14 protein-coding genes are annotated in these 15023 nt (G+C 73.8%); 10 read left to right on the top strand and 4 right to left on the bottom strand.

The window, feature by feature from the left end:
* The first annotated feature begins 1 nt into the window (after position 1).
* The 8 genes from ABT160_RS16405 (at position 2) to ABT160_RS16370 (ending at position 8653) form a co-directional block, all read left to right on the top strand.
* Positions 2–1393, top strand: a complete 1392-nt coding sequence (locus tag ABT160_RS16405) for an MATE family efflux transporter (protein ID WP_351648039.1) — start codon at positions 2–4, stop codon at positions 1391–1393.
* A 39-nt stretch (positions 1394–1432) separates the two neighbouring features.
* On the top strand, positions 1433–2017 hold the full coding sequence (locus ABT160_RS16400; RefSeq protein WP_351648037.1) for an O-methyltransferase: 585 nt from the start codon (positions 1433–1435) through the stop codon (positions 2015–2017).
* Between the two features lie 4 nt (positions 2018–2021).
* Positions 2022–2606: a flavin reductase family protein gene (locus tag ABT160_RS16395; protein WP_351648035.1), complete on the top strand. Its 585-nt coding sequence runs from the start codon at positions 2022–2024 to the stop codon at positions 2604–2606.
* On the top strand, positions 2603–3853 hold the full coding sequence (locus tag ABT160_RS16390; protein WP_351648033.1) for a tetratricopeptide repeat protein: 1251 nt from the start codon (positions 2603–2605) through the stop codon (positions 3851–3853). Before ABT160_RS16395 ends, ABT160_RS16390 begins: the two co-directional genes overlap by 4 nt.
* A 511-nt stretch (positions 3854–4364) precedes the next feature.
* Positions 4365–4541 carry a hypothetical protein gene (locus tag ABT160_RS16385; RefSeq protein WP_351648031.1) on the top strand — a complete coding sequence of 59 codons (177 nt, stop codon included), beginning with the start codon at positions 4365–4367 and terminating at the stop codon, positions 4539–4541.
* 24 nt (positions 4542–4565) lie between these two features.
* Entirely contained in the window at positions 4566–5012 is a 447-nt protein-coding gene (locus tag ABT160_RS16380; protein ID WP_351648029.1) for an NUDIX hydrolase, read from the top strand.
* A 571-nt stretch (positions 5013–5583) separates the two neighbouring features.
* Positions 5584–6768, top strand: coding sequence for a 4-hydroxybenzoate 3-monooxygenase (locus ABT160_RS16375; RefSeq protein ID WP_351648027.1), 1185 nt, complete (start codon positions 5584–5586; stop codon positions 6766–6768).
* A 202-nt stretch (positions 6769–6970) separates the two neighbouring features.
* Entirely contained in the window at positions 6971–8653 is a 1683-nt protein-coding gene (locus tag ABT160_RS16370; protein ID WP_351648025.1) for a methyltransferase, read from the top strand.
* A 96-nt stretch (positions 8654–8749) separates the two neighbouring features.
* Here ABT160_RS16370 and ABT160_RS16365 read toward each other — a convergent pair whose 3' ends face one another.
* The 3 genes from ABT160_RS16365 to ABT160_RS16355 form a co-directional block, all read right to left on the bottom strand.
* Entirely contained in the window at positions 8750–9907 is a 1158-nt protein-coding gene (locus ABT160_RS16365) for a hypothetical protein (protein ID WP_351648023.1), read from the bottom strand.
* 134 nt (positions 9908–10041) lie between these two features.
* Complete coding sequence (locus ABT160_RS16360; RefSeq protein ID WP_351648021.1) at positions 10042–10680, bottom strand: TetR/AcrR family transcriptional regulator; 639 nt, start codon at positions 10678–10680, stop codon at positions 10042–10044.
* 163 nt (positions 10681–10843) lie between these two features.
* Positions 10844–10978, bottom strand: a complete 135-nt coding sequence (locus ABT160_RS16355) for a hypothetical protein (RefSeq protein ID WP_351648019.1) — start codon at positions 10976–10978, stop codon at positions 10844–10846.
* A 380-nt stretch (positions 10979–11358) separates the two neighbouring features.
* Here ABT160_RS16355 and ABT160_RS16350 point away from each other — a divergent pair, with 380 nt between their 5' ends.
* Both ABT160_RS16350 and ABT160_RS16345 read left to right on the top strand, forming a co-directional pair.
* On the top strand, positions 11359–12648 hold the full coding sequence (locus ABT160_RS16350; RefSeq protein WP_351648017.1) for an aspartate aminotransferase type Ic: 1290 nt from the start codon (positions 11359–11361) through the stop codon (positions 12646–12648).
* A gap of 127 nt (positions 12649–12775) precedes the next feature.
* Positions 12776–14458, top strand: coding sequence for an alpha/beta fold hydrolase (locus ABT160_RS16345; protein ID WP_351648016.1), 1683 nt, complete (start codon positions 12776–12778; stop codon positions 14456–14458).
* A 116-nt stretch (positions 14459–14574) separates the two neighbouring features.
* Here the strand turns inward: ABT160_RS16345 and ABT160_RS16340 are convergent, their stop codons facing one another.
* On the bottom strand, positions 14575–14961 hold the full coding sequence (locus ABT160_RS16340) for a methylglyoxal synthase (RefSeq protein ID WP_351648014.1): 387 nt from the start codon (positions 14959–14961) through the stop codon (positions 14575–14577).
* Between the last annotated feature and the right edge of the window lie 62 nt (positions 14962–15023).

Here is a 15023-nt window from a genome sequence, read left to right as displayed (position 1 = left end):
CATGACGACCGCCGACCCGGCCACCGCCCAGGCCGCCGCGCCCGACCAGGAGACCCGCTCCGCCGCGCGCCAGATCGTCGCGCTGGGGCTGCCGCTGCTGCTCGGCGCGCTGTCCTCGACCGCCTCCGGCATCGTCGACACCGCCATGATGGGGCGGTACGGGGCGCCCGAACTCGCCGCCGTCTCCGGCACCGCCGCGATCTTCGACGTGTTCGCCAACCTGGTGCTCGCGTCCGTGATCGGCTACCAGATCCTGGCCCCCCGCTTCGCGGGCCGCCAGGACCCGCCCGGCCTGCGCCGCGCCCTCGCCGCCTCGGCGCGCTACTGCGGGGTCCTCGCGCTGGCGCTGACCGTGCTGTGCATGGCGGGCGGCCGGTGGCTGACCGGCCTGGTGGCCGGGGGAGACCCCCAGCTCCCGGCCATCGGCGCCCAGTACCTGGTCGCACGGGCCCCGACCCTGCTGCTGCTCGTGCCGTTCACCCTGCTCGCGGCCAGCTTCAACGCGTACAAGAAGACCCGGTACGCGGCCGTGGCGGGCGTCGTCGTCAACGTCGTCAACCTGCTCCTGGACGTGCTCCTCATCCACGGCGTCGGACCCTTCCCCCGCTGGGGCGCCTTCGGCAACGGGCTGGCCACCACCCTCGCCTGGCTCGCCGGCGTCGCCGTGCTCCTCGTCCTCGCCCGCCGCTCCGGCCTGCGCGCGAAGATGGCGGGACCGGCGGCCGAGGGCCTCGACCCGGTCGACTTCGAGACGTCCGTACCGCGCCTGGCCTGGCCCGCCCTGGTCTCCTCCGGCCTCGACTACGCCAGCATGGCCGTCTTCTTCGCGATGATGGGCGGCATCGGCACCGCCGCCCTCGGCGGCGGCCGGATCGCCTTCGAGCTGATGGTCCTGGTCTTCGGCGTCGGCACCGCCTTCGCCGCCGCCCAGCGCCTGCTGATCGGACGGTCCCTGGGCGCGGGGGAGCGGGGCGCCGCACGCGTCCTGTGGCGGCAGGGGCAGTACGTGCTCCTCGCCCCCGGCGTCGTCATCGGCCTCGCCCTCGCGCTCCTGCCCCGGCTCACCGCCGGACTGTTCACCTCCTTCGCGCCGGTCGTCGACGCGGCCGCCGAGGCGATCGTCCTGATCGGCGTCTGCGTACCCCTGATGGCCTGGACCCTCGGCAACGTCAGCCTGATCCGCGCGCTCGGCCACACCCGCGTGGAGATGTACACCAACCTGGCCGCCGCCGTGGCCGTGCAGCTCCCGGTCGGCTGGCTGCTCGCCGACACCGCCGGGCTCGGCCTGACCGGCGCGTTCCTCGGCGTCCTCGCCTACTGGGCGGCGCGCGCCGTCGGCACCGAGGCGGCGGCGCGCAGGCTGACGCGGCCCGCACCCGTCACCACCACCTGACCCATCCCGCATCTCCGGATCTCCCAGTGAGGAACTGACATGAGCGATCTGCCCCTCTCCGTCCCGGCGCGCGTCACCAAGGCCCAGGCGATCGCCGACCGCGGCCGGTTCAAGATGTCCAGCGAGCCCCGGGTGGGCGCCCTGCTGCGCAGCCTCGTCGCCACCAAGCCCGGCGGCCGGGTCATCGAGGTCGGCGGCGGCGTCGGCGTCGGCGCGGGCTGGCTGCTCGACGGCATGGACGCCGCCGCCCGGCTCACCACCATCGAGAAGCACGAGAACTTCGCCCGGGTGCTCGCGCACGTCGTCGCCGACGACCCGCGCGCCGAGGTCGTGGTCGCCGACGCGACCGAGTGGCTGACCGCCTACGACGGGCCGGACTTCGACTTCGCGTTCATCGACACCACGGTCACCAAGTTCGAGCGCCGCGACACCCTGTTCGCGCACCTCGCGGACGGCGCGCTGGTCGTCGCCGACGACCTGCTGCCCCAGGACAGCTGGGACGCCTCGCACCCGCCGCGCGTGGAGCTGTTCCGCAAGGAGATCATGCAGGAGCCGCACCTGGTCCCGACGCTGGTGGACTGGGCGTCCGGGCTCGTGATCGCGGCCCACCGCAAGAACGCGTGACGCCGTGGCCGCCGCACTGAGGGCCGCGACGGCCCGGCAGACCGGCCCGGGGGGCGCGGTCCGGGGCGCGGGCCCCGGGCCCGTCCCGGCGCCCGCCGACGGGGAGGCGCCCGCGGCCGGGGAGCAACTGCGCCGGGCGCTGCGGGAGCACGCGGCCGGGGTCACCGTCATCACGGTGCCGGGCCCGGCCGGCTTCACCGCGACCTCGTTCACGTCGGTGTCGCTGGAACCCGCCCTGGTGACGTTCTTCGTCGGCCTCACCGCCTCCACGGCGGCGGCCGTCGCCCGCGCCGACCACTTCGCCGTGCACCTGCTCGGCGCCGGGGACGCGGACCTCGCCGCGCGGTTCGCGGCGCGGGCCGCCCTGCGCTTCCACGGCGTCGACTGGACGCCGTCCCCCGAGGGCGTGCCGCTGCTGCGGGGCGTGGGCCGGCTCACCGCGCGCACCGTGCTGCGCCAGCGCGTCGGCGACCACCTCCAGGTCGTCGGCGCCCTCCAGGACGCGGCGCCGCTCCCGGGCCACCAGCCGCTGATCCACCACAACGGCGGGTACGCGACGGCGGCGCCGCTGCCGGGGGAGGCCCGGTGAACGCGCCGAAGGCACCGGCCGCACCCGCCCCGGCCCCCGCGCCGCTGCCGGTCCGCCCCGCCTACACCCGCACCGACCCCCGGGGCGCCCTGCCCCGGCGCACCGGACTGCCCGGCATCGGGGCCAACCGCCTCACCCCCTTCTGGCGCCCGCTCATCGACCTGCTGCCCAGCCCGCACAGCCCGCTGCGGCTGCGGGCGATCCCGCTGGTGGCGGCCAGGCTGGCCGAACCGCGCGCGGCGCACCGGCCCTCGCGCTTCTCCCGCATCGGCGTGCCGGGCCAGCGCCACCAGGTGCTGCGGCACGCGGGCCTCGACGCCTACGACTGCCGCACCCCGGCCGGCCTCGCCCCGCACCTGCGCACCCCGCACTGGCAGAACCTCGTCGACACGGCGGAGGACTTCGCGGACCTGGCGCCCCCCAGCCGCGCCCTGCTCCTGTTCCACCTGGCCCAGCTCACCTACTGCCACTACGCGATCGGCCTGGCCGGAGCGGTACGCCCCACCGGCGACCCCGACCACGACCGGTACGCGTACGAGGTCGCCCGGGTGCACGCCCGCACCCCGGGCCACCTGCCGGGCGCGCTCGCCCTGCTCGACACCCTGTCGACCACCACCCCCGACCGCTCGCTGGCCCTCGCCGCCTGCTTCCAGGGCATCGGCCACTCGCTGCGGGGCGGGGACGCGGCGCGGGCGGAGACGTACCTGACGCGGGGCCGCGCCCTGGCGGCGGGCCTGGCGCCGGACACCTGGGACGCGCACCTGGGGCTGAGCAGGTTCCACCGCGCGGCGGCCCTCCTGCACCCCCGGGACACCCACGACCTGGCACGGGCGCGGGAACACCACGAAGCGCTGTGCGCCCCGGCGGCGGAGCAGGACGAGGAGACGGCGCTGCTCGTGGCGGAGAACGCGCGCTACCTCCTGGAACTGCGCATCCGCACCACGCCGTCCGCCGCCCTGGAACTCGCCGACGCCCTGCTCGCCCTGGACCCGGACTGCGTCGAGGCCCTGCTCACTGCGGGCGACGCGCACGCCCGCACGGGCGACCTGCGCCGCGCGGCCCACCTCTACGCCCACGCGGGCCGGCTCGGCACGGGTGCGGGCGCGATGGGCTGGTACCGGGCGGCCCAGTGCCACGCGCTCCTCGGCGACACGACGGACGCGGCCCACGCGATGGGCCACTGCCTGGAACTGGACGCCACGGCACGGGAGCCGGGGGAGTACGTGGCGGGGCTGGTCGGGGGGTGAGGCAGGGGCCGGACGGTCCGCGCGGGCTGTGAAGTGCGCCACCAGGTCCCGGGCCCGGGCGCGGGCCCGGGCGCTGAACTGGGGCCGGGGCGACCCGGTCTGAACGGTTGTCGGCTGCCGTGGCCCGGCGGCACCGGTCGGCCCGGTTTGACCGGAGGAGTCCGGCGGTGGCTCGGCCGGTGTCGTCCACCCCGGCTCCTTCTGCGACACCCCGGGCGTGCCCGGCTTCACGAAGAAGGGCACGCCGATGGTCTGCGGCCCCGCCAAGGACGGCAGGAACCGCTGGAAGAAGGGCTGACGGCGGGCTTCGGCTTCCGGGTGGGCCTACCCGGGCTCAGGGTGAGCGTCTCGACGCGTGGCGTGCGGACGTCGATCGGGCCCCGGGCGGCGCGGCTCCACGTCGGCGGCGGCACGCGCGCGTCCAGCGGCCTGGGTCCCTTCTACGCCTCGTCGACTCGGCCGGGCTTCCCCGCTGAGGGCGGACGGGAGCCCGCGGGGGTCCGGCGCCGGGGTGCCGGGCCACGACGCCCGCCGATCGAGGCTGATCACCTCGCTCGACACCGGGCGACCCTGGCTGATCATCCTGTGCGCCGACCACGGAGACGCCTACGGCGACGACGGGTTCCACGGCAGAGGAATCGCCCACCCCGTTGTGATGAACGTGCCCTACGCGGTCTGGCTGCGGTAGCCGCCGCCGCTACGCTCGCGCGTCATGACCGATCCGAACGCCCAGCGCGGGCGAGGCCCGGCCCGCGACGCAGCCGTGGTGGTGGCCCGCGATCACGATGGCCAGATCGCGCTGCTGAGCGCCTACTTCCCCCGTCACGACGGCGAGTTCCTGTTCCTGCCCGGCGGACGCCGCGAGGACGACGAGAGCCCGCAGGAGTGTGCAGAGCGTGAGCTGCGCGAGGAGGCCGGGATCACGGCCGCGCGCTGGCGGCGCCTGGGCGCCTACGCGATCACGTTGGAATCCACCGCCCGCATCCACCTCTACGAGGCCCAGGACCTCACCCTGGGACCACAGGAACTCACCCCGACCGAGCAGGACTTCAAGCTGTCCTGGTGGTCCATGGGCGATGCCCTCGCCGCCGCCGACCAGGGCCGGTTCCTCCTCCCCGCCGGGCCTCTCGCCCTGCTCCTCGCCGACCGCACCACCTGAGCCGGGGTGGCGCGCGGCGCAGTCGTGGTCCGTGTGCTCCGGCACCTTTCGTAGGGGAGGGGTGGGGCTACCGGCGCGCTCCCACGCGGTGAGCGGTTCGTGACTGAGGCGACCGACGGCTTTCACACTGATGCCGCTCTCCGGGCCCACGTGGACCAGCAGTCCGGAGGTGCGGGTCCCCGGGGCCCAGGCCCCGCTGACCCCGGGTCCCGTGCTCCGCCGCCCCCGTGGTCGCAGAGTGACAATTCCGATCTTGTTGCGTCGTGATGCGCCGTGAACTGTCGAAACGTTTACCCATCGTCTGACAGTCGAAGGGGCCCACCGCCCCCGTACCCGCCGGGGCGTCAACACGGGCGTCCACCCTTCCGTGAACACGATCATGTTTTCGATGATCGGCAAGGAGGGTGCCGCAGATCAGCGCCCTGCCAGCCGCGTTCTCTCGAACGGGTCGTACGCGGTCCCAACTCGCCCTGCGTGCGTTCGGGTTACATGGGGAATGGAACGCGCTTTCTGCCGTCTAGAGTCTGCTCCCGTGACACAAGGGATGAGCGGGGAGAGCGAGGAGCGCGGGATGGACGAGCGGACGGCCGACGTGGTGATCCTCGGAGCGGGGCCCGCCGGACTCGTGCTGGCCAACCTCCTGCGGCGCGACGGCGTCGACTGCGTCGTCCTGGAGCGCGCCGACCGCGAGCACGTGCAGACCCGCGCCCGGGCCGGGTTCCTCGCCGCCAACTCCGTACGCGTCCTCGACCGGCACGGGCTGTCCGCCGGGCTCCACGAGCGCGGGCACACCCACCACACCTGCGAGTTCCGCACCGAGGAGGGCCGCTTCCGGCTCGACTACAGCGGGCTCGGCCTCGGCGAACAGCACACCGTCTACCCTCAGCAGCACCTGGTCACCGACCTGTTGGCGCAGTTCCTCGACTCCGGCGGACAGGTGCGGTTCGGCGCCGAGGCCCTCGCCGTCCACGACGCCGACGGCGAACGCCCCTCCGTGTCCGTACGCGAGGGCGACGGCACCACCACCCGGTGGCGCGCACGGTACGTCGCCGGGTGCGACGGCCGCCACGGCGCCGCCCGTACCGCGCTGCCGCCCACCACCCGCTACCAGCACCGCGACCACCAGGTCAGCTGGCTCGGGCTGCTCGTCGAGGCGCCGCCCAGCCTCGACGCCGTCGGGTACGCCGTCCACCCGCGCGGCTTCGCCGGCCACATGGCCCGCACCGCCACCACCACCCGCTACTACCTCCAGTGCGAGCGCGGCACCCCCGCCGACGCCTGGTCCGAGGAACGGATCTGGGAGGAACTCGACCTGCGGATGGGAGCCCAGAAGTACGGCCCCCTGCACCGGGGCCCGGTCATCCAGCGCACCGTCGTCGACCTCCAGTCCGACCTGCTGGAACCGCTGCGCCACGGCTCCCTGCTGCTCGCCGGCGACGCGGCCAGCCTGCTCAGCCCGTCCGCCGCCAAGGGCGCCAACCTCGCGATCCTGGAGGCCGAACTCCTCGCCGGCGCCCTGGCCGACGACCTCCTGCGCGCCGACCCGCGCGGCCTGGACACCTACTCCGAGCGCTGCCTGCCGTACATCCACCGGGCCCAGGCCTTCTCCCGCTGGATGATCGACCTGCTGCACGGCCCCGAAGGCCGCGACCCGGCCCCCGCACCGCCCCGGGGCTGGCCGCGCGCCGACCTCGCCTCACTGCGCGACTCCCGCGCCGAACAGGACTGGTTCGCCGAACACTACGTAGGAGTCTGACCCGCCGGGCGATCCCGGACGGGTGCCCCGTCCCCTCTCCCGCTTCCCCTCCCCGCCCCGTCCGTGCGTTCCGCCAACGGACGGTGCCCGCACGCCCCGCGCCGGGTCCCCGCGACCGCGTGCCCCGGCGCCGCACGTCTCCACCGCCCCACCCTTCGCACCCCACCCTCTGCACCGACATGCACGAATGAGGCCCCACGCGATGATGAAGACGCTGTCCACCGACGCCTGTTCCCTGCGCGCCACGGTCGACTTTGTCAGGGAGCAGGACACCGCCACCCTGCTCCGCCAGCTGCTGCCCGGACTCGCGGGGCCCGAACTGCGGTCCGTCGCGGAGCACTGCCGGTTCGCGCACGCCGCGCTCCTCGTCTTCCCCGCGGACGAGCCCGCGCTGCACGCCCTGCTCGACGAGTGCGGACTCGTCACCGACGTGCCGCCGCAGCCCAGCGTCGTCGTACGCGAACGCCTCGCGCTGCGCCACCGGCTGCGCGCCGCCGAACTCGACGTCCGCATCCTGCGGCCCCGCGTCACCGGCGCCGACGGCACGCCGTGCGCGGTGGAGGTGTTCGCCGTCAGCGGTCCGTCCGGTGCCGACCTCGAAGCCCTCGCCGCGCACGAGCGGGAGCGCCAGCACGAGGCGCACGTCGCCTTCGAGGTCGTACGCCCCGACCCGCTGGCCCTGCGCGGCCTGTGCACCGCCTTCGTCCGGTACGGCGCCGCCCCCGACGGCGGCGGCTACAACCCGCACGAGAACGGCACCGTCTTCTACTTCGCCGTCCACGACTCCGCCCGCTCCGACTACCGGCGCGTGGAGCTGTACGTCCCCGGCGACCACCGCGACGCCCTGGCCGACCACCTCGCCGCACACCGCCGCCAGCAGCCTGCAGAAACGCTGCTGCGCCTGATGACCGGGGCGTGGACCACCCAGGCCGTCGCCGCGTTCGCCCGGCTCGGCGTGCCCGACGCGATGGACACCACCAAGGGCACCCACGCCGACGAACTGGCGCTCGGCACCGGCCTGGTGCCGCGCAACCTGGCCACCCTGCTGCGCTACCTCACGATGCTCGGCCTGGTGCGCGAGGGCGCCGACGGCTTCCGCCTCACCGAGCAGGGCGCCCTGCTGCGCACCGACGCGGACGGGTCGATGCGTCCGCTCGCCCTGATGTACGGAGGCCCGTTCTACGAGTCCTTCGCCGGGCTCGACCACACCGTGCGCACCGGCGAGGTCGCCTTCGACCACGTCTTCGGCACCAACCACTTCGACCACTTCGCCCAGGACCCCGAACTCGCCCCGCTCTTCGACCGGTCCATGGCCGCGGGGGCCCGGATGTTCGACCCGGTCCCGCTCCACCCGGCCCTCAGGGAGGCGGCCGGGAGCGCCTCCGGCGGCACGGTCGTCGACATCGCGGGTGGCAACGGCGAACTCCTCGGCCGGATCCTCGCCGAACACCCCGGCCTGCACGGCGTCCTCCTGGAGCGCGCCCACGTGGTCGAGGCGGCCCGCGAGAACCTCGGCCGGGCCGGCGTCGGCGAGCGCTGCGCGTTCCGCGTCGGGGACTTCGCCGACGTGCCCGGGGACGGCGACGTGTACGTGCTGTCGCGCGTCCTGCACGACTGGGACGACGCCCGGTGCCGCGAGATCCTGGGCCACTGCGCCCGGGCGATGCCCGCGCACGCCGAGCTGCTCGTCATCGAGCGGGTGCTGCCCGCCGACGGCTCCACCTCCCTGGCCACCGCCTGGGACCTGCACATGATGTGCAACGTCGGCGGCATGGAGCGCGGGGCCGACCACTACGCGGAGCTGTTCCGCGACGCGGGCCTCACCCTCGTGGACGTCTCCCCGCTGCCCCTGGACGGGAGCGTGCTGCGGGTGCGGAAGGCGTAGTAGGGATCAGTAGTACGGATCGAAGTACAGATCAGTAGTACGGATCACGGCGTACGAGGCCGGGGGAGCGGGTGGTCGGGGGCGTCCCCCCGGCCGCTACTTGCTCCCCGGCCCCCACAGCTTCCCGAACGCCTTCGTCAGGCCGCCCAGCGGCGACGCGTCCGGCCGCTCCGAGCCCCCGGGCAGCGGTGCCGCCGGGGCCGCGTCGCCGCCGCCGGCCTCGGCCAGGGCCGCCTGGGCGGCGTCGGCGGCGTCCTTGTACAGGTCCCGGGACTTCGTCATCGCGTCCAGGGCCTCCGCGTACCGGGAGACCATCTGCTGCGCGTGGACCAGCTCCTCGTCCGGGGTCAGCAGGTGCCAGCCCTGGCGCAGCCGGGTCAGCGCCGCCTCCGCCTCCGGGCCCAGCGGGCGCGGCAGCGCGGCCAGCTCCTTGATCGCGGAGGTCAGCTCGACCGGCTCCGAGCCGTCGAGGAAGACGCTGCGCAGCGTGAAGCGCTCGGCCTCGTAGCCCTGCTGTCCCGGGACGACCGGCAGTACGACGGCGCCGCCGCGCGGCAGCCGTACGTCGAACTCGCGCTTCACCGCGAAGTCCGCGATCTGCGCCTGCTGCGGCGAGGCGCGGTGCTCGACCACCCGGTGGCGCAGGCCCGGCGGCAGGAAGCGGGTCAGGGTCCACTGGCCGACCGCGTCCGGCGTCATCGCCTCGTGCACGACCACGTGCAGGAACCAGCTGTCGCGGGCGCAGTCGCGCAGGTGGCGCCGGAGCTCGTCGTCGTCCTCGGGCAGCATGTTCGCCGCCCGCAGCCAGACGTCCCCGGTCGCGTCGTGGTCCCACAGGACCGTCTCGGTGTCCGGCCAGAACACGGTGGCGGGCGAGGCCCACTCCAGGTCCCAGGCGCGCTCGGCCTCGGCGACCAGGGTCCAGCTGACCGCGTCGTCGGACTTGCGGCGGCCCCCGGGGTCGTACGTGGTCAGCTGGCCGCGCACGGTGATGCCCTCGGTCGGCTGCCAGCGCGCCTCGAAGACGCGGCGGGCGCTGGGGCCGGGATCGGCGGACTCGTCGCGCGGGTGCAGCACCGTCGAGCGGGCCGCCTCGGCGGGCTCCAGCTCCAGGAAGTCGTCGACCACCCCGGCCGCCTTGAGGGCGATCAGGTTGCGCCGCACGTCCCGCTCGGGCTCGGGACCCAGGTGCCGCCCGCGCGCCAGCCAGGCGGTGTCGGGGACGGGGTTCGCGGAAGTGGTGTTCTTGGCCATGGAGTCGATCTGTGCGGGGGCGGGGGCCTGACCAGTATGGTTGCGTGGCCCTGTCAAGGGAAGCGCCGTCTGCGCGACGCGGGTCGCGGGTGCGGGCGGTCTGGGTCGGTGCGTCGACTCACGGAGTACTCAACTCACCGTACCCACATCTGGTTCGAGCCACCGGCGACGGCGGCGGTGGCCAGTTCGCGCGCGGTGCGCACGGCCTGCTCCTCGGCCCAGGCGAGCGTGTTCTTCGGGCCCGGCATCATCTCCTGGAGCAGGAAGAGCGCCTGACCGTGGGCGGCGGCGGCCACCCGGACCAGCAGGTCGAACGCCGAGCCAGGCTCGCCCGTGATCCGGTTCGCCACCGGCAGCAGGTCCTCGGTGAGCGAGCCGCCCGCCGTCGCGAGCCCGGGGTGGCGGCCCTTGTCGAGACCGGCCAGGAAGGTGATCTCGAAGAGCGCCCGCTCCTCGGCCGCGAAGCGTACGTACGCCCCGGCGAAGGCCGTGAGCTGGGCGATCGGGTCGCCGTGACCGGCCAGCGCTGCCCGGTAGCGGCGCCGCTGCTCCTCGTACCCCCGTACCGCGAGCGAGGCGAGCAGCGCGTCGCGGTCGGCGAAGTGCTTGTAGGGGGCCGCCACGCTCACCCCGGCCCGGCGGCACGCCTCGGCGAGCGTGAAGCCGTACGGTCCGCGCTCGCCGACGAGCTCCAGAGCGGCCTGCTGCAGTGCGTTGCGCAGGTCGCCGTGGTGGGTGCCGGTCCGGCGGCGGACAGGGGGGTCGCTGGTCACGTCCGCGAGGTTAACACTGCTAACCACCACCGACGACTTCCGGCCACATCCCTTCACAGCTTCCTTCAGGGCTTCCTCCATGGCGTTCACGGGAGGCCCACACGGAAGAACCCGGCCGCTGCGTGCGCTGCGGCCGGGTTCTCGTCGGGTGTGGGGTCAGTGCTCACCGCTTGTTGCCGGGCTTGGGGAGCGGGCGGGGGCGGGGCTGCTGGTTGCGGGGCTGGGGCGGCTGGAACGTCTTGCGGTTCATGTGGGCGAAGGCGTTGCCGCGCTGGCTGTTGTGGTGGCGAGCTCGCATACCGGACTCCTCGTCAGGCTCGGCGAAGGGCCACTTTCGTGACCACTTCTTGTGCAGTGGTTAAACCGTAGTACTTCACTTGCAGTGGCGCAAGGGGGAATGTCGAAGTCGTCCAGCGGCGGCGCGACGGGGCCGTCGAGCCGGACAGGGGTCTCCGGAATCCAGTCGTCCCACCGGTTCCGCCGCGCATATCGTGAGCGCGGCCCGCCCACCGCGCGTGACCTTCACGACAAAGCCGCAGGCCAGCGCATCAACACCGCCATCCCGTGGCAGGAGCGCACGAACAGCCGACCCGTACCGACCCGCAGTGCGCACGTGACACCCGCCAGAGCAGGACCAGCCGGACACGCCGGAACAGCAGGAACGGAGAGCCCTCACCGATGAGCACCACCGCCGACCCCCAGGCCCTCGCCGACCACCTCGAACAGGCCCGCAGGGACTACGCCGAACTCCGCGCCCAGGGACTCCACCTGGACCTCACCCGCGGCAAGCCGTCGGCCCGCCAGCTCGACCTCTCCACGCCCCTGCTCTCCCTCCCCGGCGCCCACCACACCTCCGCCGACGGCACCGACGTGCGCAACTACGGTGCCCCGCTCGGCCTGCGCGAACTGCGCGAGATCTTCAGCCCGTTCCTGCGCGTCCCCGTCGACCAGCTGCTCGCCGTCGGCAACTCCAGCCTGGAGCTCATGCACGACACCGTCGTCCACGCCTACCTCGGCACGACCGTCCCGCTGCCCGGCTCCCCGCGTCGCTGGGCCGACGAGGAGCGCGTCGCGTTCCTGTGCCCCGTGCCCGGGTACGACCGCCACTTCGGCGTCTGCGAGCGCTTCGGCATCGAGATGATCCCCGTCCCGCTCACCCCCGACGGCCCAGACATGGACGTCGTCGAGGAGCTGGTGCGCACGGACGCGGGCATCAAGGGCATGTGGTGCGTCCCCAAGTACAGCAACCCCGACGGCACCACCTACAGCGACGAGACCGTCCGCCGCCTCGCCGCCATGCCCACCGCCGCCCCCGACTTCCGCCTCTTCTGGGACGACGCGTACTCCGTGCACCACCTCACCGACGAGGAGGTACAGGTCGCCGACGTCCTCACAGCGTGCGCCGAGGCCGGCCACCCGGACCGGGCCTTCGTCTTCGGCTCCACCTCGAAGATCACCCACGCGGGCGCGGGCGTCGCCTTCTTCGGCGGCTCGCCCGCCAACGTCGCCTGGCTGCGCCACTACAGCGGCAAGCGCTCCATCGGCCCGGACAAGGTCAACCAGCTCCGGCACGTGCTGTTCCTGGAGGACGCCGACGGCCTGCGCGCGCACATGCGCGCCCACCGGGACATCCTGCGCCCGAAGTTCGACGCGGTGCGCCGCGTCTTCGACGACCAGCTCGGCGGTACGGGCCTGGCCGCGTGGACGGACCCCAAGGGCGGCTACTTCATCTCCCTCGACGTCCTGGAGGGCTGCGCCCGCGAAGTCGTACGCCTCGCGGGAGAGGCGGGCATCGCGCTCACCCCCGCCGGCGCCACGCACCCGTACGGCGACGACCCGACCGACAGCGTCATCCGCATCGCGCCGTCGTACCCGGACCTGGAGGACCTCCTGCGCACGGCCCACGGCGTCACCGTCTGTGTACGCCTCGCGGGGTACGAGAAGCTGGTGGCCGACCGGGCGGCGTGACGGCGGGGCCGTTCCGGGCCTCTGCCACTGCCCACGGCCCGGGGCCCCCGCTCACAGAACCCTTGGGTGCTTCTTACCCGCCTTTGTCATTGCCCTGCCGTTCCTCTGAAACGCACCCGCCACTGTGGTGATCGCAGCGGGGGACACCCCGCACAGCGGCAACAGCGAGGGGCCCAGCGGGCTCGGGGTGGAGGGCAGGGCGATGACGTACACGGGTGCGGGTGCGGGTGCGAGTTCGGGTTCGGGTTCGGCCGAGAGTGCGGTGGCGGGGACGGGCAGGGCGCGGCGTGCCGGGCTCGCCGTCGGTCTGATGGCGGTCCTCGCCACCGCCCTCCCCGCCGGCGCCACCGCGAACGCCGCCACCGGAGCCGCACCGCACGCGCGCACCTCCTCCGCCGCCCCCGCCTGGTGCGCGGTGGAGGGCCACCGGACCGACTGCGGCAGCGTCGACCGCCCCCTGGTGAAGGGCAGACCCGGACTCGGCACCGTCAAGGTCAGCTACCTCGTCATCCGCCACACCGCCCCAGGACCCGCCAAGGGCACCGTCCTCTTCAACCCCGGCGGCCCCGGCGAGACCCCGATCGACAAGGCGCAGCTCTGGGCCTGGGGGTACGAGGACCTGCTCAAGGACCACGACCTGCTGCTCGTCGACCCGCGCGGCACCGGCGAGTCCGGGCGCCTCACCTGCGGGGTCACCGACGCCGAGTACCGCTTCGGCACCCGCGCCCAGCAGCGCGCCGCCGTCGAGAAGTGCGGCAGGAACCTCGGCCCCAGGGCCGCCGGCCTCACCTCCGCCGCCACCGCCGACGACTTCGACGCGGTGCGGGCCAAGCTCGGCGTCGACAAGCTCAGCCTGTACGGGCTCTCGTACGGCACCTACCTCATGCCCGTGTACGCCTCCCGGCACCCGGAGCACGTCCGCGACATCGTGCTCTCCGGCGCCTACCCGCTGAAGTTCGACCCCCTGGCGCGCCCCAGCGCGCAGGCCGTGTCGCTCACCCTCAAGCGGATCTGCGCGCGCAGCGGCTCCTGCGACGGCGAGCGGACCGTGAACGACCTGGCCACCACCGCCCGCATGCTGCGAGCCGAGCCCATGAACGTCACGATCAAGACCGTGGAGGGCACCACCTACAAGAAGCGCTTCGACGAGGCCAAGCTCGCCAACCTCCTCTTCGAGGCCGCCAGCGGCGGCATCGGACTCGGCGGCGAGGACGAGGCGCTGATCCGGGAACTCCCGTACGCCCTGCACCAGTTCGTCGCGAAGGACCCCGCCCCGCTGCGGAAGCTCGTCGAGGACGAGGGCGCGTCGGGCAGCAAGGCGGACCAGGCGCCGTACATCGCGGTCGTCTGCAACGACTACCGCAGGCCCTGGTCGAAGCACGCGTCGATCGCCGAGCGCTGGAAGCAGTACGGCCGGGCGCTGGCGTCCGTACGCCCCGGCGAGCACGGCGCGTTCAGCGCGAAGGGCTTCACCGAGGGCACCACGGACGGCGGTGACGTCTGCATCGGCTGGCCGCGCGAGAACACCCCCGAGCCGCAGAAGACCGACCCGAAGCTGCCGCGCGTCCCGGTCCTCGTGGTCTCGGGCGACCTCGACTCCAACACCCCGGACTCCAGCGGGCGCAAGGCCGCCGAGCAGTTCCGCGGCGCCCGGTTCTTCTCCGTGCCGAACGTCGGCCACGTCCCCGAGCTGGAGCTCAGCCGCTGCGTGACCGGCTTCACCTCGCAGTTCGTCCGCACGGGCAAGCCGGGTGACCCGAGCTGCCTGAACCAGCTGCCGGCGGTCGCGGTGCGCCCCGTCGCGAGCTGACCACCTGGCGCGGCACCCCTCCCCCGAGGTGCCGCGCCAGGCCCTTTCCGCGTGGGCAGGGAGTCGTCGCCATCGGGAGTGCCGGGCCCGGTGCGGCCGAGTACGCGGGACAGGTCTCAGGCTGCCCGGTCGAGCCGGGGGAAGCCCACCGCCGCCATGACATCGGCGCCGGCCGTGTTCGTGGCCACCGGGATGTTGTGCAGTGTGGCGATGCGGAGCAGCGCGTGCACGTCGGCGGCGTGAGGGGCTGCCCACAACGGGTCCCAGAAGAAGACCAACGCTGACACTTCCCCGGTGGTGATCAGGGCTCCGATCTGTTGGTCCCCTCCCTCCGGACCGGAGGCCACTGCCGTCACTTGTAGGCCTAATCGCTCCCGCAAGAGGCGTGCGGTCGTCCCCGTGGCCACGACCTTTTCGCGCTTCAGAGCGAGCCGATGCTCTTCCGCCCATTCCAGCAAGGCCGTCTTCCGCTCATCATGAGCCACTAGAGCAATCATGATCATTACGCTAATGGATCACTCCAGCGCACGTCAGCGGCGCGTCGTAGCGAACAACATCCGCGCCT

Source organism: Streptomyces sp. NPDC001941 (genome assembly GCF_040296945.1).
Taxonomy (GTDB): Bacteria; Actinomycetota; Actinomycetes; order Streptomycetales; family Streptomycetaceae; genus Streptomyces.
Note: the sequence above shows the minus strand (reverse complement) of the source record. Positions and strands in the feature narration are given on the sequence as shown.

Coding starts and splice junctions, on each gene's coding strand:
- ABT160_RS16400 (WP_351648037.1), top strand. CDS start 1,433: ATGAGCGATCTGCCCCTCTCCGTCCCGGCGCGCGTCACCAAGGCCCAG.
- ABT160_RS16375 (WP_351648027.1), top strand. CDS start 5,584: ATGGACGAGCGGACGGCCGACGTGGTGATCCTCGGAGCGGGGCCCGCC.
- ABT160_RS16350 (WP_351648017.1), top strand. CDS start 11,359: ATGAGCACCACCGCCGACCCCCAGGCCCTCGCCGACCACCTCGAACAG.
- ABT160_RS16370 (WP_351648025.1), top strand. CDS start 6,971: ATGATGAAGACGCTGTCCACCGACGCCTGTTCCCTGCGCGCCACGGTC.
- ABT160_RS16405 (WP_351648039.1), top strand. CDS start 2: ATGACGACCGCCGACCCGGCCACCGCCCAGGCCGCCGCGCCCGACCAG.
- ABT160_RS16365 (WP_351648023.1), bottom strand. CDS start 9,907: ATGGCCAAGAACACCACTTCCGCGAACCCCGTCCCCGACACCGCCTGG.
- ABT160_RS16340 (WP_351648014.1), bottom strand. CDS start 14,961: ATGATCATGATTGCTCTAGTGGCTCATGATGAGCGGAAGACGGCCTTG.
- ABT160_RS16355 (WP_351648019.1), bottom strand. CDS start 10,978: ATGCGAGCTCGCCACCACAACAGCCAGCGCGGCAACGCCTTCGCCCAC.
- ABT160_RS16380 (WP_351648029.1), top strand. CDS start 4,566: ATGACCGATCCGAACGCCCAGCGCGGGCGAGGCCCGGCCCGCGACGCA.